Here is a 15792-nt window from a genome sequence, read left to right on the forward strand (position 1 = left end):
TCCGCAGCCATTCGCGTGGATCGTCGGAATTCAGCAAAATCCGGGCCGGAGGGCTCTTCCTCACGGCCGCAGTCGAGTTTTCGTTCCGTCCAAGACGAGCGCGATTACGGGCCGAGGTCAATACTGCAGGCCAATGCGGCGCCGCGCGCCGCCGATCCGGCAGCAGGGGAGTTCACGCAATGGGACTGGCACATCCGAAGTACAAGGTCGCGGTGGTGCAGGCGGCGCCTGCCTGGCTCGACCTGGACGGTTCGATCAAGAAGACGATTGCGCTGATCGAGGAGGCCGCCGACAAGGGCGCCAGGCTGATCGCGTTTCCGGAGGTGTTCATCCCCGGCTATCCCTGGCACATCTGGATGGATTCGCCGGCCTGGTGTATCGGCCGCGGCTTCGTGCAGCGCTATTTCGACAATTCGCTGGCCTATGACAGCCCGCAGGCGGACGCACTGCGCGCCGCCGTGCGCAAGGCGAAGCTGACGGCCGTGCTCGGCCTGTCCGAGCGCGATGGCGGCAGCCTCTACATCGCGCAATGGCTGATCGGCCCGGATGGCGAAACCATCGCCAAGCGCCGCAAGCTGCGGCCGACCCATGCCGAGCGCACCGTCTACGGCGAGGGCGACGGCAGCGATCTCGCCGTGCATGACCGTGCGGATATCGGCCGGATCGGCGCGCTGTGCTGCTGGGAGCACCTGCAGCCGCTGTCGAAATACGCGATGTACTCGCAGAACGAGCAGGTGCACGTCGCGTCCTGGCCGAGCTTCTCGCTGTACGATCCGTTTGCGCCGGCGCTCGGCGCCGAGGTCAACAACGCCGCCTCGCGCGTCTATGCCGTCGAAGGCTCCTGCTTCGTGCTGGCGCCCTGTGCGACGGTCTCTCAGGCGATGATCGACGAACTCTGCGACCGGCCCGACAAGCACGCGCTGCTGCATGTCGGCGGCGGCCATGCCGCGATCTTTGGCCCGGACGGCAGCATGCTCGTCGAGAAGCTGCCGCCGGAGCAGGAGGGATTGCTGATCGCCGAAATCGACCTCGGCATGATCGGCATCGCTAAGAACGCCGCCGACCCGGCCGGGCACTATTCGCGCCCCGACGTCACGCGGCTGCTGCTCAATAAGAAACCGCTCAATCGCGTCGAGGCGTTCGCACTGCCCGTCGATGCGGTAGCGCCCGGCGAGGCTCAGGCTGCCGCCGGCTGACGGCGCGCTAGGTCCCGGCCTCCGGATGTGCCGGCGGCGGCGCCGACCGGCGCGGCGGCCGTTGGGCTCGCGCCACGGGGGCCGCCATTTTCGGCTGCAGGGTGACGATCACCGGATTGGGCTTGTGGTCGGTCGCCGCGCCAGTCGCAGCGTCCACGCCCATGCCGATCAGGCCGCCGGCGATGATGTTGCCGGCAAAGCCGGCGGCGCCGGCCGCAGGAATGTCCTTCGTCAGCGGAATGATCTGGGTCTCATAGCCCGGCTTTTCGACGGTGACGGAGATATCCGCATTGCGCTTGGCGACGAACGAGCACGGGGTCGTGCAGGTCATCGGCGCCTCGAGACCGGAGATCGTCGCCTCCGCCCCTGACGGCGTCGAGGCCACGCTGATCGTTTCGGTCGTGCCGCGCGTGACGGACGCGCAACCACCCAGGGCGGCGCACAGCGCCACCAACGCTACAACTCTCATTTGGTAGTGCCCCCTTGAACTCGGCGGAACTCAAGCTCAACTGGGACGGGAGAGCAAGCGCAATCAGCTTTTTCCGAAGGAAAATGCCGCTGAGTCCGGCGCAGGTGTGTCTTTCACGCCTGCTTTTCCCGGATCCCGCGCGCGATCGCCTTCTGCGCGTCGAACTCGGCACGCCGCCGCGCGAGTTCGTCCGGGGCGAGCATGGCGGGGTTGCTGTAGTCGCGCTTCCAGCTGTGATCGTCGCTCCATTGCAGCGGCGATTGCACGGTCGTCCGTGCGGCTGGTGAACCCTCGAGAACACGCAACGCGAGTTCGAGCGTGAAGGCTTGCGACGCCGGGTCGTGCGGCTTGCCGGCGGAATTGCCGAGCGGAAAATCCGAGAACAGGAAGCGCGGCGCGGCCGCATGCTCGACGATGTCCTTCGCGCAGCCCATCACGATGGTGGCGATGCCGTTGGCTTCGAGATGCCGCGCGACCAGGGTCACGGTCTGGTGGCACACCGGGCAGTTCGGCACCAGCACGACGGCGTCGACGGCGTCGGCGCGGCAGCGTGCGAGAATGTCGGGCGCGTCGGTCTCGATCGTCACGCGCTGGCTGCGATTGGTCGGCGCGCCGAAGAAGCGTGGCCCGACGGCGCCGATGCGTCCCTCGCCTGCGAGCCGTATCAGTTGCGGCAGCGGAAACCATGTGCCGGAATCCTCCGCCGACGTATGCGCACGGTCATAGGCGATGTGCGAGATGCGAAGATCGTGTTGCGCCGACGTGTCGCCGTCATAGACCGAATAGAACTTCGCGCTTCCGTTATAGGGCGCTCCCGGACCTTGATCGCCCTTGGCCGGGTCGAATGGCGAGGCCGTGGTGATGATGGTGACTCGCGAGTCTGCCAGCGGCTTGCGCAAGGGCTGGAATGGCGCCGAGGTGTAGTGGGCCCAGCGATAGGGCGTATCGTAGCCGATCGCGAGATAATAGTCGCGCGTGCGGGCCATGTAGGCCAGCGGCGCGGCGTCATCGGGCGCAAAGCCGAGCTTGTCGTCAGTCGGGGCGGTCATCGGGGGCGCTCCATGAAGCCATGATCGATTTGCTAGCGGCGTGGGCCCGTGTGTCAAGGCGCCGCGCCCTCGCGGCCTCTTGGAACCGGATCGCCTCTGAGGCTTTGTCTCTCCGCGTTGGGGTTCGCCGGCAGCTGGCCGGCCATTTTTCATTGTGTCCATGCCCATTTCGTTGTCGGCCGCCTTTCAGTCTCTGAGCGTGGTTGTCTGTCTCCTTGTCGCGACGATCTCTGCCGTTGCGGCCAATGAGGGCGAGACCGTCTGGCCGCTGGTGGACGGTGCGCCCCCGGCAGCAAGCGATTCCAAGGACGCTGCCGAAAAGACCGCCGAGCCGAAGGAGAGCGGCACCCGCGAGGCGATCTGCCTGATGATCGAATCCGCCGCCAAGGCCAACGATCTGCCGCTCGAGTTCTTCGCCCGCGTGATCTGGCAGGAGAGCCGCTTTCAGACCGATGCGGTCGGGCCCGTCACGCGGAGCGGCAAGCGCGCCCAGGGCATCGCGCAGTTCATGCCGGGCACGGCCAGCGAGCGGCAACTGCTCGATCCGTTCGACCCGGTGCAGGCGCTGCCGAAATCGGCGGAGTTTCTCGCTGAGCTGCGCACTCAGTTCGGCAATCTCGGCCTCGCAGCCGCCGCCTACAATGCCGGCCCGCGCCGGGTGCAGGATTGGCTCGGCGGCAAGGGACAGATCCCGTGGGAGACCCGCAACTACGTCTCCGCCATCACCGGCTCGTCGATCGACGATTGGGCCGCGGCCGGCAAGGGCGGCAAGACGCCGCCGAGCGCGCGGCCGACCTCGTGCCATCAGTTGATGGCGCTGCTGAAGCGCGCGCCCAACCCGTTCGTGACCCAGCTCGAGCAGCATGTTGCGGTGGCGGCTGCGAAATCCTGGGGCGTGCAGCTCGCGGCCGGCTTCGATCGCAACAGGGCATTGGCGATGTATGCGCGGGCGATCAAGGGGCTCGGCTCGGTGATCGGCGATCGCGATCCCAGCCTGCTGTCCTCGGTGATGCGCACGCGCGGCAACCGCGCCTTCTACCAGGTGCGGATCGGCGCCGACACGCGTGCCGAGGCGGATGCGCTCTGCAACCGTATCCGCGGCGCCGGCGGCGCCTGTTTCGTGCTGCGCAACCGCGCTTGAGGGCAGGCGGCTTGCGCCGCGTGCAGAGCCGCGCGCGTGCAGTGGCGGTTGACGCGAGGCGTTTTCGCCAGCCTTATCGCGCTCCGTTCCACTGGGCCGCCCGTGACACTTCCTCCGCTCGATTCGCCGCAATGGCATGGTTCGCTGAAGGCCTTCGGCTGGGGCCTGCGCGCGACGTCGGCGACCATCCTGTCGGTGGTGCTGTTCGTCACCTTCATCGGCATCGGCGCGCTCGCCCACGACACCCATTTCAGCATGCTCTGGGCGATCCTGAGCACCGTGCTGGTGTGGGCCGGGCCGGCGCAGATCATCCTGGTCTCCACGCTCGGCTCCGGCCAGACCATCCTGCAGTCGGCGATCGCGGTCACCATGAGCGCGATCCGGCTGTTTCCCATGGTGGTCGCGGTGCTGCCGCTGATCCGCTCGCCCGACACCAAGCGGCGGCATTTGGTGCTGATCGCGCATTTCACCGCGGTCACCTTGTGGGTCGAATGCTATCGCTTCCTGCCGCATGTGCCGCGCGAGCGCCGCATCGCCTTCGTGCATGGCCTCGGCTCGGGGCTGATGGGCGTCGCGCTGGTCGCGACCGTCATCGGCTATCTGCTCGCGGCCAACCTGTCGCAGACCTTCGGCGCGGCGGTGCTTCTGCTGACGCCGCTGGCCTTTCTGTTCTCCACCTTGCGCAACGCCAAGGAACTCGCCGACGTGCTGGCGCTGGGCCTCGGTCTCGTGCTCTATCCGCTGGCCGCGCGGCTCAACAGCGGCGTCGACATCCTAGTCAGCGGCGTGGTCGCCGGGACGCTCGCCTTCGCCGTCCACAAATGGCGTGAGCGGCGGGAGGCGGCATGAGCGACTTCATCGGCGACTGGCACGCGCTGGTGGTGCTGCTGGTGGCGGGCGTGATCCCGAACCAGATCTGGCGCCTGCTCGGCCTGTGGTTCGGCAGCGGCCTCGACGAGGGCTCGGACCTGCTGATGTGGGTCAAGGCGGTGGCGACCGCGATCCTGGCCGGCGTCATCGCCCAGATCCTGGTGCAGCCGCCGGGCGCGCTGGCGAGCGTGCCCTGGGGCCTGCGCTACGGCGCGGTCGTCGCCGGCCTCGCGGCATTCCTGGCCACGCGCCGCTCGATCTTCGCCGGCGTCGTCTGCGGCGAGGCTGTCATGCTGGCCGGCAAATGGTGGCTCGGCTGAATTGCGCGGCCGCAATTGCGGCGCCGCCGGCTTCGGCTAGATTGCCGGGAGACCTGAGGATTCCGGAATGACCACAGATACCGATCTGCGCCCGGGCGAAGTCGCCGTCGACGCGCCGCTGCCGCGAGACGCTTCGCTGTATTTCATCGGCCGCATCCGCACGCCCTGGACCTCGCGGCTGGAGACGCCGCGCCAGGGCAGCTTCGAGGGCCCCGTGTGCCGGCTCGAGATCTTCGAGCCCTGGGTGCCGGCGCTGCAGGGCATCGACGGCTTCAGCCATCTCCAGGTGCTGTACTGGCTCAACCGCGCGCGCCGCGACCTCGTCAAGCAGAGCCCGCGCCATCATGATGGCGAGACGCGCGGCACCTTCGCGCTGCGTTCGCCGGTGCGACCCAATCCGATCGGCGTCTCGACCGTCCGCTTCGTCGCGCTCGAGGGGAGTACCGTGCTGGTGCGTGGCCTCGACTGTCTCGACGAGACGCCCCTGATTGACCTCAAGCCGGATCATTGCGTGTTCACGCCTGGGGCAGGCGAGGACAAATAGGACCAGCGATCCCCGATGGCGAACGTGAACAAGCGGCCGCAGAAGACCGTGACTGCGCTGGATGCGATCACTGCGGATCTCGTCGCCGTGCTGGTCGCGGTGACCGACGGCGATCCCCGGATCATGACGATCGAGCACGCGTCGGCGTTGCCGAGCGGGCCGTTCCAGTTCGCGCACCGCTCGCTGCAGATGGGCCTGCGCGCATGGGTCGAGGCGCAGACCGGCCATCCCCTCGGCTATGTCGAGCAGCTCTACACATTCGCCGATCGTGGCCGCTCGGGGGATCCGGAGGCGCCGCACCGCATCTCCATCAGCTATCTCGGACTCACGCGAGAGGAGGAGGGGCGTGAGGGCGTCGATGCGCAATGGTCGTCCTGGTACGAGTACTTCCCCTGGGAGGATCATCGCGACGGTGATCCTGCCATTTTGTCGAAGATCATCGGGCCGAAGCTGAAGGCGTGGGCGCGGTCCGCCGACGAGCCGGCGCTGCAGAAGACGCGATGGCGGCGGGCCGCGATCACCTTCGGCCTCGACGGCCGCGAGTGGAATGAAGAGCTGGCACTGCAGCGCTACGAGCTGCTGTACGAGGCGGCGCTGATCCCGGAAAGCGTGCGCGAGCAGGGCGGCGAAGCAGCCGTGCCCGGCCGCGCGATGACGGGCGATCACCGCCGCATTCTCGCCACCGGCATCGCCCGGCTGCGCGCCAAGATCAAATATCGTCCCGTCGTGTTCGAGCTGATGCCTGACGAATTCACGCTGCTGCAATTGCAACGCAGCGTCGAGGCGCTGGCCGGACGGCTGGTGCACAAACAGAACTTCCGCCGCCTCATCGAGCAGCAGGAACTCGTTGAAGAAACAGGGGCAATGGCGGCCGACACGATCGGCCGGCCGGCCAAGCTGTTTCGCTTCCGCCAGGGCGTGCTCGCCGAACGCGCGGTGGTCGGAACCAAGCTCCCGCTCTCGCGCTCGTGATCTCCAGCCCTTGACACGACTTATGCTCAGGATAAGTATAAGCCATCTTATGCTCATGGAGAGTATAAATGGCCGAGCTTGTTCTGCCCGCGATCGCGCCGCAGTCGCCTTTCCCTGACCGCCTGCGGCGTGTGATCCCTCCACCCGAATGGGCCGTCTTCGAAGAGGATGTCGAAGCCATCTTGGCGCTCAAGCAACGGCGCAACGCCGTGGTGCTCGCGCACAACTATCAGACACCCGAGATCTTCCACGGCGTCGCCGACATCGTCGGCGACAGCCTGCTGCTGGCGCGCGAGGCGACCAAGGTCGACGCCGAGGTGATCGTGCTCGCCGGCGTGCACTTCATGGCGGAGACGGCGAAGCTGCTCAATCCCGGCAAGACGGTGCTGATTCCGGACCTCGATGCCGGCTGCTCGCTCGCCGAATCCATCACCGCCGACGATGTCCGACTGATGCGCGCGCGCCATCCTGGCGTGCCGGTGGTCGCCTATGTCAACACGTCGGTCGCGGTGAAGGCGGAGTCCGATATCTGCTGCACCTCGGGCAATGCACTTGCGGTCGTGGAGTCGCTCGGCACGGATCACGTGATCATGCTGCCCGACGAGTATCTCGCCCGCAACGTGGCCGCGCAGACCAAGGCGAGGATCACGGCCTGGAAGGGCCATTGCGAGGTACATGAGCGATTCAGCGCCGAGGATGTTCGCACGCTGCGCGACAATCATCCCGGGGTGACCGTGCTCGCGCATCCGGAATGTCCGCCGGAGGTGGTGGCGGAAGCCGACTTCGCCGGCTCGACCGCGGCGATGTCCGACTATGTCGGTATCAAGCGGCCGGCGCGGGTGGTGCTGCTGACGGAATGCTCGATGAGCGACAACGTCGCGGTCTCGTATCCGGACATCGAGTTCATCCGGCCCTGCAATCTGTGCCCGCACATGAAGCGGATCACGTTGAAGAACATCCGTCATGCGCTCGAGACCAACACGCATGAGGTGACGATCGATCCAGGGATGGCCGAGCGCGCGCGGCGTTCGGTGGAAAGGATGCTGGCGCTATGAGTGTCGATCTTGCTGACCTTGTCGGTCGTCCTGTGATCATCGGCGGCGGTGCTGCCGGCCTGATGACCGCGCTGCAACTCGCGCCGGAGCCGGTCGTGCTGCTGTCGAAATCGCCGCTCGGCGCGGAGGCGTCGAGCATGTGGGCGCAGGGCGGCCTCGCCGCCGCTGTCGGCGACGATGATGCTCCGGCGCTGCATCTGGCGGATACGATCGCTGCCGGCGCGGGCCTGTGCGATGAGGCCTCGGCGCGCCGCATCATCGACGCGGCGCCGGCGGCGGTCGATCGCCTCGCGCAACTCGGCGTCGCGTTCGACCGCGAGGCCGACGGCCGCTGGCGCCTGGGCCTGGAAGCCGCGCACAGCCGCAACCGGATCGTCCACGCCACCGGCGACGGCACCGGGCGCGAGATCATGCGCGCGCTGATCGCGGCTGTCCGGCGATGTCCCTCGGTGACGCTGCTGGAAGGCGTCGAGGCGCGCCGGCTGATCGTCGCGGACAATGCGATCCAGGGCGTGCTCGCGGTGCGCGGTGACGAGCCGCTCGTGCTCGCCACGACGCGCGTCGTCATCGCGACCGGCGGCATCGGCGGGCTGTTCCTCGACAGCACCAATCCCTCCGGCTGTTTTGGTCAGGGGCTGGCGCTGGCGGCGCGGGCAGGGGCGGTGCTGTCCGACCTCGAATTCGTGCAGTTTCATCCCACGGCCTTCGACGGACCGTCGCGGCCGCTGCCGCTGTTGACCGAGGCGATCCGGGGCGATGGCGCGGTGCTGATCGACGAGACCGGCACACGTTTCATGGCCGCCGAGCCCGGCGCCGAGCTCGCGCCGCGTGACGTGGTGGCGCGCGCAGTGTGGCGTCATCGCGCGGCGGGTCACCGGACGTTCCTCGATGCGCGGGAGAAGCCAGGCGCGGCGTTCGCCGCGCGCTATCCCGTCATCACCGCGTTCTGCCGCATGGCCGGGATTGATCCGGCCGTCGATCCGATCCCGGTGCGGCCGGCCGTGCACTACCATATGGGCGGCATCGCCGTGGACGCGATGGGGCGCAGCACCGTCGATGGTCTCTGGGCCTGCGGCGAGGCCGGCCGCACCGGCCTGCACGGCGCGAACCGCCTTGCCAGCAACTCGCTGATGGAAGCCATCGTCTGCGCGCAATGGGTGGCCAAGAGCGTGGCTGGCTCGCCGCCACGCGCGGCCAAGCCCGGAGAGGCCGCAGCAATCCCTGTTGCCTCCGATCCCGCAGCCGTACGTCCATTGCTGTCCGATACGCTCGGCGTGTTGCGCGACCGTGATCGGATGACAGTCGGGATCCGGAGCCTGCTCCCGCTGGCGCTGGGAGCAGAGGCTGCGGCCGATCCTGCCCTGGTCGGCCTGATGATGTCGGTTGCGGCCCTCGCGCGGGAGGAGAGCCGCGGAGGGCACTGCCGTACGGACTGTCCTGACATGCAGCCCCTCGCGCAAACGTCCCGCCTCACTTGGTCCTCGGCGGTCGCCGCCGCGCGGGAAATCGCCGAGACGAAGCGTCCCTCTCTCAGGAGCGTCGTCGCATGACCCTCAATCCACTCTCGCCCTTGCTCTATGAGCCGCTGGTCCGCATGGCGCTGCTGGAGGATCTCGGCCGCGCCGGGGACATCACCACTGACGCGATCGTGCCCGCCGAGCAGCGCGCCTCCCTGAAGCTGCGGGCGCGCCAGCAAGGCGTGATCGCGGGGCTCGACGTTGCGCGTTGCGCGTTCCAGACCGTCTCGCCCGAGGTCCGCATGGAGATCATCCGCGGCGACGGCAGTGCCGTCGCGCCGGGTGACGTCATCGCCACCATCAGCGGCCCGGCGCGGGCGCTGCTGACCGGCGAGCGCGTTGCGCTCAACTTCCTCTGCCATCTCAGCGGTGTCGCTTCCGCGACCGCTTCGCTTGTCGCGGCGGTGAAGGGGACGGGGGCGCAGATCGTTTGCACGCGCAAGACGACGCCGGGGCTGCGCGCGCTGGAGAAATATGCCGTGCGCGCCGGCGGCGGCGGCAACCACCGGTTCGGGCTCGATGATGCCGTGCTGATCAAGGACAACCACATCGCCATTGCCGGCGGCATCGAGGCGGCGATCACGAGGGCGAAGGCTCATGCCGGCCATCTCGTGAAGATCGAGGTGGAGGTCGACAACCTCGCGCAACTCGAGGAGGCGCTGGCGCTCGGCGTCGACGCGGTGCTGCTCGACAACATGACGCCGGCGGAGCTCGATCGCGCGGTCGGCATGGCGCGCGGCAAGGCGATCACCGAGGCCTCGGGCCGGATCAATGTCGACACCGCGCCGGCGATCGCGGCAGCGGGTGTCGACCTGATCTCGGTCGGCTGGATCACGCATTCATCGGCCGCGCTCGATATCGGCCTCGACGACGCCTGATCAGCCCTTGAGCGCCGCGATCAGCTTCGCGGCGTTCTCCTCCAGCACCTTCGGGTCCTCCTTATGGCTCGCGGGCGGCAGCAGGCTGTCGCCATTGTGGCGCGGCATGATGTGGACATGGAGGTGAAACACCATCTGGCCGCCGGCATGCTCGTTGAACTGCTGCACGGTGATGCCTTCGGCGGCGAACGCGGTCTTGGCGGCACGGGCGATGGTGCGCACGGCACGGCCGACGTGGAGGTAGTCTTCCTCGGTGATATCAAGGATGTTGCGGGCCGCCGCCTTCGGGATCACCAGCGTATGGCCCGGGACGCGCGGCATGATGTCGAGGAAGGCCAGCACGTGGTCGTTCTCGTAGACCTTCACGCAGGGGAATTCGCCGCGCAGGATCTTTGCGAACGGGTTTTGCGGATCGTAGGCGGTCATCGGCAGGTCCTTCAGCGGTTCCTCGTTATGCGCCTTACTCTCATTGCCCCATGCCGCCGGTCAAGATTGCTCGTCCATGCCTTTGCGGAACGGGCCGGATTCGGCAAGCTCGCGGCCGGCCTGCTCGACATAGGCGCGCTCGCGCTTGAGATAGTCGTCGATGGCTCGGCGCAGGCCGCGGTCGGCGATGTAATGCGCGGAGTAGGTGGTCTGCGGCAGGTAGCCGCGCACGATCTTGTGCTCGCCTTGCGCGCCGGCCTCGACCACGGCGAGCTTGTGCTGGATCGCGAAGTCGATGGCCTGGTAGTAGCAGACTTCGAAATGCAGGAACGGGTGGTGCTCGATGGCCCCCCAGTTGCGGCCGAACAAGGTGTCCGAGCCGATGAAGTTGATCGCGCCGGCGATCCAGCGTCCCTCGCGCTTGGCCATCACCAGCAGCACGTCTTGGGCCATGCTCTCGCCGATCAGCGAGAAGAACTTGCGGTTGAGATACGGCCGGCCCCATTTGCGCGAGCCTGTGTCCATGTAGAAGTCGAAGAACGCGTCCCAGGCGTCCTCGGTGATGTCCTTGCCGGTCAGCCAATGGATGGTGATCCCCGCGGCCAGCGCATCGCGCCGCTCGCGCTTGATCGATTTGCGGTGGCGCGAGTTCATCGTCGCCAGGAAATCGTCGAAGGTGGAGAAACCCTGGTTATGCCAGTGGAACTGCTGGTCGGTGCGCTGCAGGAAGCCCTGCGCGGCGAGCAGCTCCCACTCGGCTTGGCGTGCAAACGTGACGTGGACCGAGGAGGCCTCGCTGATCCCGCACAGCGCCTTCAATCCTTGTGCGAGCGCGTTGCCGATCACGTCCCGGTCCTGGTCGGGACGGATCAAGAGCCGTGGCCCGGTCGCAGGCGTAAAGGGCACGGAGACCTGGAGCTTTGGGTAGTAGCGGCCGCCGGCACGCTCATAGGCATCGGCCCAGCCGCGGTCGAAGACATATTCGCCCTGCGAATGCGATTTCAGATAGCACGGCACGACACCGAGGACCTCGTCGCCGAGCTTCGCCACCAGATGCCGCGGTGCCCAGCCGGTGCGGATCGTCGCCGAGCCGGAGGCTTCGCAGGCCGACAAAAAGGCGTGGGAGACAAACGGGTTGTACGAGGGGCCGCAGGCGCCGGATGAGCCGGGCGGCAGGCGGCCGGCCGGATTGGCGCAGGCGTCCCAGGCTTCGGCCGGGATCTCGCCGATCCCGGGAACGGCTTCGAGCGTGATCTCAGGTGCTGCCATCGAACCCTTGAAAAAGCGTCTGGCAAGGAACGCTCGTCGGAGACGTCCGGATTGCTCTGCTCAAGATCGTGCATCGCAGCACCGACTTCAAGACCGACGTCACGTCTCCGGCGTAAACCCTTCGAAGATCATCTGATCCGCATACCGGGCGGCGGTGGCGCGCTGCGCCGGCGTGCGGACCGTCCAGGTCAGCAGCGGACAGCCGAACACGTTGCGCGCGATCCAGGGAGCAGGAGCCGGCAACTGCTCGACCCAATAGGCCACGAAGTGCGGCTGCGTGCTCATGCCGTGCTTGAGATGCAGCATGCTGTCGCGCTGCTCCCGGGTGAGCTTGGCCCAATAGCCGTCCTGATAGGTACGCTGGGCGACGATGCCGCGCGTCAGGCTCGGCAAGGTCTCGCGCAGCGCCAGCACCTGGTTCGGATCGAACGACATGCCGACGACCGGGCCGGAATAGGCCGACAGCACCTCGGCCATGCGCCGGACCAGACGGCGATCGCCCTGGAACGTGCTCTTGACCTCGACCACCAGCGGGACGCGCCCGCCGATCAGGTCACAGAGGTCCTTGAGCGTCATCATGCGCTCGTCGGTCTGCTTGAATCTGACAGCCTTCAGCTCGGCGGCGGTCTTCTCGATCAGGTAGCCGGAGCCTTCGGTCAGGCGGCCGAGCTCGTAGTCGTGATGCACCATCGCCTCGCCATCGGCCGACAACTGAATGTCGCATTCGATGGCGAAATTGCCGGCGACCGCGCCGCGGGCGGCGGCCGGCATGTTCTCGATGATGCCCCGGCTTGCATCGTGCAGGCCGCGGTGGGCGACGGGGCGGGCCGTCAGCCAGTCAGGTGCGCGCATTCGCCCCGTCCATTGTCTTTCAGTTCAATCTCACGCGATCTCGAACACGCCTTCGACCTCGACCGCCGCATCCGACGGCAGCGACGAGACGCCGACCGTGGTGCGGGCATGGCGGCCCTTGTCACCGAAGGCGGCGACCATCAGGTCGGAGGCGCCGTTGAGGACCTTCGGCCCATCGACGAAGTCGGGGGCCGAGTTGACAAAGCCGCCGAGCCGGACGACGCGCACGACCTTGTCGAGATCGCCAACGGCCGCCTTCACCTGCGCCAGCAAATTGACGCCGCAGCCCTTGGCCGCCGCATAGCCATCCTCGAGCGACACGCCGGCGCCGAGCTTGCCGGCTGCGATCAGCTTGCCGTCACCGCCGAGGCAGACCTGGCCGGAGACGAACAGCAGGTTGCCGGTGCGTACGAACGGGACATAATTGGCCACCGGAGCTTTCGGCGCCGGCAATGTGATGCCTTGTGCCGCCAGAGTCTGTTCAACCGTACCCGCCATCTCAAATCCCCATTCTGTCGCGTGAGCGCCGGTCCCGTGCCGGACCGCGGCCCTGTTTGGCGCAGTTGCCAGTGACATGCAAGCAGCCCGGGCCGTCGTTAACTTGGTGCCGCTTTCGCACGTTTCCGTGAGCCAGCCGCAGTTGCGACGTATTGCGGCGGTCTTTAATGTGACGGTTCAACGATACGTCCCCCGAGGAAAACTCATGGCTCATTCGTTTCGACTGTCGATGGGCGCGCTGGCGATCGCGGCGGTTACACTCGGTCCGGCCCAGGCCGGGGCGGCGGTGCCGTTCCTGCCGCATCAGGCGCTGTATGATCTGAGCCTGGTGAAGTCGCGTGGATCGAGCCCGGTCAACAGCGCCCGCGGACGCATCCTCTACAATTTCACGGGCAATGCCTGCACGGGCTACACGTCGGAATTCCGTCAGGTCTCCGAGCTCGACCTCGGCGAAGGCAAGGTCACCCTGAGCGACCTGCGCTCGACCGCCTGGGAGGATGGCGCCGGCAAGAGCTATCGCTTCAAGATCGACTCGCGGATGAACGACCAGGCGTCGAGCCCCGTCGACGGCATGGCCGAGCGCACCGGAGATCACATCACGGTCAAGCTCAAGCAGCCGGAAGCAAAGACCTTCACGCTCGACGGCTCTACCGTGTTTCCGACCGAGCAGATCCAGCGCATCATCGCCGCCGCGCGCGAGGGCAAGTCGCTGCTCGAGCTGTCGGTCTATGACGGCTCCGACAATGGCGAGAAGGTCTACAACACGCTGACCGTGATCGGCGCGGCCGTGCCCGGCGACAAGGCGGCGGCCAAACCCGATGCCTCGACCGACAACAGCGAGATGAAGACGCTGACGCGCTGGCCGGTCACCGTCAGCTATTATGACCGCGACGCCAAGCGTACCGAGGGCGAGCAGACGCCGGTCTATGCCATGTCGTTCGAGCTGTACGAGAACGGCGTCTCGCGCGCGCTCGTGCTGGACTACAACGACTTCGTCATTTCCGGCGCGCTTGGCAAGTTCGACGTCAAGGACGCGAAGGACGCCAAGGACTCTAAGGATACCAAGCCCTGCAGCAACTGAGGCGGGCCTCATTCCGTCTCCTCTGCGGTCTCCTCCGGCCCATCATAGGCAATGCCGCGGATGACCGCGGTCTGGCCGAACTTCTTGCGCAAGGCATCCATCGCGCGCTCGGCTGACGCCGAGCGGCGGTCGAGCATGTCGGTGTCGGACGCCTCCGAGCCCGGGCACAGCGCGCTGACACCGGCGCCCATCAGGCGGAACGCCGTGCCGTCGGTCTCGCGCGCCAGCATCTCCTTGCAGATGGCGAAGATCCTGCCGGCGAGCTGGGTCGGCGCGGCGATCGACTGTGAGCGGGTGCGCTGGCGAAAGTCTGATGTCTTCAGCTTGAGCGTGATGGTCGAGCCGGCGAGCTGACTCGCCTTCAGCCGCGCGGACACCTTCTCCGACAGGCGCCACAGCACCTTCTCCAAGGTCGCGTAGTCACGGATGTCGCTGTCGAAGGTGGTCTCGTTCGAGATCGTCTTGGCGCCGCGGTCGGCCACCACCTTGCGGTTGTCGAGGCCGCGCGCCAGTCGCCATAGCCGGCGACCCTCGCCGCCGAACTGCTTCATCAGGTCGATCTCGTCGGCGCGCTGCAGGTCGGCGATGACCCGGAAGCCGTGGTTGGCGAGGCGCTGCTGCGTGGCGGGACCGACGCCGAAGATGAAGCCGACCGGCTTCTCCGCCAGCATCGTCACGGCCTCGTCCTGGTCGAGCGCGGCGAAGCCGCGGGGCTTGTCGAGGTCGGAGGCGATCTTGGCGAGGAACTTGTTGCAGGACAGTCCGACCGACACCGTGATGCCGATGGACTGCTCGACCTCGCGGGCGAAGCGCGCCAGCACCTTCGCCGGGATCATGCCGTGGACGCGCTCGGTGCCGGAGAGATCGAGAAACGCCTCGTCGATCGACAGCGGCTCGACCAGCGGCGTCAGCGCCAGCATCGCCTGCCGCACCTCGCGGCCGACGCGGACATATTTCGCCATGTCCGGGCGGATCACTACCGCCGACGGGCAGAGTTCGAGCGCCTTGAACATCGGCATCGCCGAGCGCACGCCATAGGTGCGGGCGATGTAGCAGGCCGCCGAAACCACGCCGCGCTTGCCGCCGCCGATGATGACGGGGCGATCCGCCACGTCCGGATTGTCGCGCTTCTCGACGGTGGCATAGAACGCGTCGCAGTCGATATGGGCGAGCGTCAGGGCCGACAGGGCACGATGCCGCACCAGGCGCGGCGAGCCGCAGGCGGTGCAGCGGCGGGCGGCAGGGCCGAGGTCAGACAGACAGTCGCGGCAGAAGCAGGCCGGCCCGGAGACCGCGCGCGACGCTGCCTCTGGCGCAGGCGTGCTCACGGCACGTCGCGCTCCCACTGCCGGTCGCCCAATACCTGCCGCGCGGCCATGATATTGGTGGGATGTAACTTGGAGCTTTCGGCAAAAGCCTTTACCGTCTCGTCGTCTCGCAGCACGAAATCGAGCACGCTGGCCAGGAAATTCGGGTCGGCCGCCGACGAGCGCAGGGTTTCGGGCCCGATCCCGGTCTCGGCCAGAAAACGGCCGATCCGTTCGGGTTCCGAGGCCAGGAATGAAAGGGCCTGAACCGCAACGATTTCAGCGACTTCGCGCGGATTTTGAGAACGCTTTTTCAACTTGGCATTTGCCTTTCCATTAACTTGTCGT

Annotated in this window: 18 protein-coding genes; 10 read left to right on the forward strand and 8 right to left on the reverse strand. The window is 67.2% G+C overall.

Annotated features, from left to right (window positions below; all coding sequences use genetic code 11):
• The first annotated feature begins 179 nt into the window (after positions 1 to 179).
• Positions 180 to 1196, forward strand: a complete 1017-nt coding sequence (locus tag ACQR0Z_RS22125; protein ID WP_434920025.1) for a carbon-nitrogen hydrolase family protein — start codon at positions 180 to 182, stop codon at positions 1194 to 1196.
• Between the two features lie 7 nt (positions 1197 to 1203).
• Here the strand turns inward: ACQR0Z_RS22125 and ACQR0Z_RS22130 are convergent, their stop codons facing one another.
• Together ACQR0Z_RS22130 and ACQR0Z_RS22135 are read right to left on the reverse strand one after the other, a co-directional pair.
• The gene (locus tag ACQR0Z_RS22130; RefSeq protein WP_434920026.1) at positions 1204 to 1665 is read right to left on the reverse strand and encodes a PEGA domain-containing protein; all 462 of its coding nucleotides are present in this window, start codon (positions 1663 to 1665) and stop codon (positions 1204 to 1206) included.
• A gap of 113 nt (positions 1666 to 1778) precedes the next feature.
• Positions 1779 to 2714, reverse strand: coding sequence for a glycine reductase (locus ACQR0Z_RS22135; protein WP_434920027.1), 936 nt, complete (start codon positions 2712 to 2714; stop codon positions 1779 to 1781).
• 160 nt (positions 2715 to 2874) lie between these two features.
• Between ACQR0Z_RS22135 and ACQR0Z_RS22140 the strand changes: the two genes are divergently transcribed.
• The 8 genes from ACQR0Z_RS22140 to nadC all read left to right on the forward strand — a co-directional run bounded on the left by ACQR0Z_RS22140 (position 2875) and on the right by nadC (position 10011).
• On the forward strand, positions 2875 to 3855 hold the full coding sequence (locus ACQR0Z_RS22140) for a lytic transglycosylase domain-containing protein (protein WP_434920028.1): 981 nt from the start codon (positions 2875 to 2877) through the stop codon (positions 3853 to 3855).
• Between the two features lie 102 nt (positions 3856 to 3957).
• Positions 3958 to 4704 carry an AzlC family ABC transporter permease gene (locus tag ACQR0Z_RS22145; RefSeq protein ID WP_434920029.1) on the forward strand — a complete coding sequence of 249 codons (747 nt, stop codon included), beginning with the start codon at positions 3958 to 3960 and terminating at the stop codon, positions 4702 to 4704.
• A complete protein-coding gene (locus ACQR0Z_RS22150) occupies positions 4701 to 5045 on the forward strand; it encodes an AzlD domain-containing protein (protein WP_015666316.1) in 345 nt (114 codons plus the stop codon). Before ACQR0Z_RS22145 ends, ACQR0Z_RS22150 begins: the two co-directional genes overlap by 4 nt.
• A 67-nt stretch (positions 5046 to 5112) precedes the next feature.
• Positions 5113 to 5589: a tRNA (N6-threonylcarbamoyladenosine(37)-N6)-methyltransferase TrmO gene (tsaA, locus tag ACQR0Z_RS22155; RefSeq protein ID WP_434920030.1), complete on the forward strand. Its 477-nt coding sequence runs from the start codon at positions 5113 to 5115 to the stop codon at positions 5587 to 5589.
• A 15-nt stretch (positions 5590 to 5604) separates the two neighbouring features.
• Complete coding sequence (locus tag ACQR0Z_RS22160) at positions 5605 to 6561, forward strand: NUDIX hydrolase (protein ID WP_434920031.1); 957 nt, start codon at positions 5605 to 5607, stop codon at positions 6559 to 6561.
• A gap of 68 nt (positions 6562 to 6629) precedes the next feature.
• The gene (nadA, locus tag ACQR0Z_RS22165; RefSeq protein WP_434920032.1) at positions 6630 to 7616 is read left to right on the forward strand and encodes a quinolinate synthase NadA; all 987 of its coding nucleotides are present in this window, start codon (positions 6630 to 6632) and stop codon (positions 7614 to 7616) included.
• The gene (locus ACQR0Z_RS22170) at positions 7613 to 9166 is read left to right on the forward strand and encodes an L-aspartate oxidase (protein ID WP_434920033.1); all 1554 of its coding nucleotides are present in this window, start codon (positions 7613 to 7615) and stop codon (positions 9164 to 9166) included. The genes nadA and ACQR0Z_RS22170 overlap by 4 nt, the downstream gene beginning before the upstream one ends.
• Positions 9163 to 10011 (forward strand): carboxylating nicotinate-nucleotide diphosphorylase, encoded by an 849-nt coding sequence (nadC, locus tag ACQR0Z_RS22175; RefSeq protein ID WP_434920034.1) that lies wholly within the window; start codon positions 9163 to 9165, stop codon positions 10009 to 10011. Before ACQR0Z_RS22170 ends, nadC begins: the two co-directional genes overlap by 4 nt.
• On the opposite strand, the gene ACQR0Z_RS22180 is transcribed toward nadC, so the two are convergent.
• The 4 genes from ACQR0Z_RS22180 to ACQR0Z_RS22195 form a co-directional block, all read right to left on the reverse strand.
• A complete protein-coding gene (locus ACQR0Z_RS22180; RefSeq protein ID WP_434920035.1) occupies positions 10012 to 10437 on the reverse strand; it encodes an HIT family protein in 426 nt (141 codons plus the stop codon).
• A gap of 60 nt (positions 10438 to 10497) precedes the next feature.
• Positions 10498 to 11706: a GNAT family N-acetyltransferase gene (locus ACQR0Z_RS22185; RefSeq protein WP_434920036.1), complete on the reverse strand. Its 1209-nt coding sequence runs from the start codon at positions 11704 to 11706 to the stop codon at positions 10498 to 10500.
• Positions 11707 to 11805: 99 nt separating this feature from the next.
• Entirely contained in the window at positions 11806 to 12558 is a 753-nt protein-coding gene (locus ACQR0Z_RS22190) for a glycerophosphodiester phosphodiesterase (RefSeq protein WP_434920037.1), read from the reverse strand.
• A 30-nt stretch (positions 12559 to 12588) separates the two neighbouring features.
• Entirely contained in the window at positions 12589 to 13056 is a 468-nt protein-coding gene (locus ACQR0Z_RS22195; RefSeq protein WP_434861677.1) for a RidA family protein, read from the reverse strand.
• 205 nt (positions 13057 to 13261) lie between these two features.
• On the opposite strand from ACQR0Z_RS22195, the gene ACQR0Z_RS22200 reads away from it, so the two are divergent.
• Positions 13262 to 14137, forward strand: coding sequence for a cell envelope integrity EipB family protein (locus ACQR0Z_RS22200; protein WP_434861678.1), 876 nt, complete (start codon positions 13262 to 13264; stop codon positions 14135 to 14137).
• Between the two features lie 8 nt (positions 14138 to 14145).
• Here the strand turns inward: ACQR0Z_RS22200 and ACQR0Z_RS22205 are convergent, their stop codons facing one another.
• Together ACQR0Z_RS22205 and ACQR0Z_RS22210 are read right to left on the reverse strand one after the other, a co-directional pair.
• On the reverse strand, positions 14146 to 15465 hold the full coding sequence (locus tag ACQR0Z_RS22205; RefSeq protein WP_434920038.1) for a DNA polymerase IV: 1320 nt from the start codon (positions 15463 to 15465) through the stop codon (positions 14146 to 14148).
• Positions 15462 to 15761: a DUF3572 domain-containing protein gene (locus ACQR0Z_RS22210; protein ID WP_434861680.1), complete on the reverse strand. Its 300-nt coding sequence runs from the start codon at positions 15759 to 15761 to the stop codon at positions 15462 to 15464. The genes ACQR0Z_RS22205 and ACQR0Z_RS22210 overlap by 4 nt, the downstream gene beginning before the upstream one ends.
• Positions 15762 to 15792 lie beyond the last annotated feature (31 nt).

Origin of the sequence: Bradyrhizobium sp. HKCCYLS3077 (assembly GCF_051167555.1) — a bacterium.
Lineage (GTDB): Bacteria > Pseudomonadota > Alphaproteobacteria > Rhizobiales > Xanthobacteraceae > Bradyrhizobium.

Excerpts from the sequence above, each read along its gene's own strand:
- ACQR0Z_RS22150 (WP_015666316.1), top strand. The coding sequence starts at position 4,701 with ATGAGCGACTTCATCGGCGACTGGCACGCGCTGGTGGTGCTGCTGGTG.
- ACQR0Z_RS22170 (WP_434920033.1), top strand. The coding sequence starts at position 7,613 with ATGAGTGTCGATCTTGCTGACCTTGTCGGTCGTCCTGTGATCATCGGC.
- ACQR0Z_RS22140 (WP_434920028.1), top strand. The coding sequence starts at position 2,875 with ATGCCCATTTCGTTGTCGGCCGCCTTTCAGTCTCTGAGCGTGGTTGTC.
- nadC (WP_434920034.1), top strand. The coding sequence starts at position 9,163 with ATGACCCTCAATCCACTCTCGCCCTTGCTCTATGAGCCGCTGGTCCGC.
- ACQR0Z_RS22200 (WP_434861678.1), top strand. The coding sequence starts at position 13,262 with ATGGCTCATTCGTTTCGACTGTCGATGGGCGCGCTGGCGATCGCGGCG.
- ACQR0Z_RS22130 (WP_434920026.1), bottom strand. The coding sequence starts at position 1,665 with ATGAGAGTTGTAGCGTTGGTGGCGCTGTGCGCCGCCCTGGGTGGTTGC.
- ACQR0Z_RS22135 (WP_434920027.1), bottom strand. The coding sequence starts at position 2,714 with ATGACCGCCCCGACTGACGACAAGCTCGGCTTTGCGCCCGATGACGCC.
- ACQR0Z_RS22195 (WP_434861677.1), bottom strand. The coding sequence starts at position 13,056 with ATGGCGGGTACGGTTGAACAGACTCTGGCGGCACAAGGCATCACATTG.
- ACQR0Z_RS22160 (WP_434920031.1), top strand. The coding sequence starts at position 5,605 with ATGGCGAACGTGAACAAGCGGCCGCAGAAGACCGTGACTGCGCTGGAT.
- tsaA (WP_434920030.1), top strand. The coding sequence starts at position 5,113 with ATGACCACAGATACCGATCTGCGCCCGGGCGAAGTCGCCGTCGACGCG.
- ACQR0Z_RS22180 (WP_434920035.1), bottom strand. The coding sequence starts at position 10,437 with ATGACCGCCTACGATCCGCAAAACCCGTTCGCAAAGATCCTGCGCGGC.
- nadA (WP_434920032.1), top strand. The coding sequence starts at position 6,630 with ATGGCCGAGCTTGTTCTGCCCGCGATCGCGCCGCAGTCGCCTTTCCCT.
- ACQR0Z_RS22190 (WP_434920037.1), bottom strand. The coding sequence starts at position 12,558 with ATGCGCGCACCTGACTGGCTGACGGCCCGCCCCGTCGCCCACCGCGGC.
- ACQR0Z_RS22185 (WP_434920036.1), bottom strand. The coding sequence starts at position 11,706 with ATGGCAGCACCTGAGATCACGCTCGAAGCCGTTCCCGGGATCGGCGAG.
- ACQR0Z_RS22125 (WP_434920025.1), top strand. The coding sequence starts at position 180 with ATGGGACTGGCACATCCGAAGTACAAGGTCGCGGTGGTGCAGGCGGCG.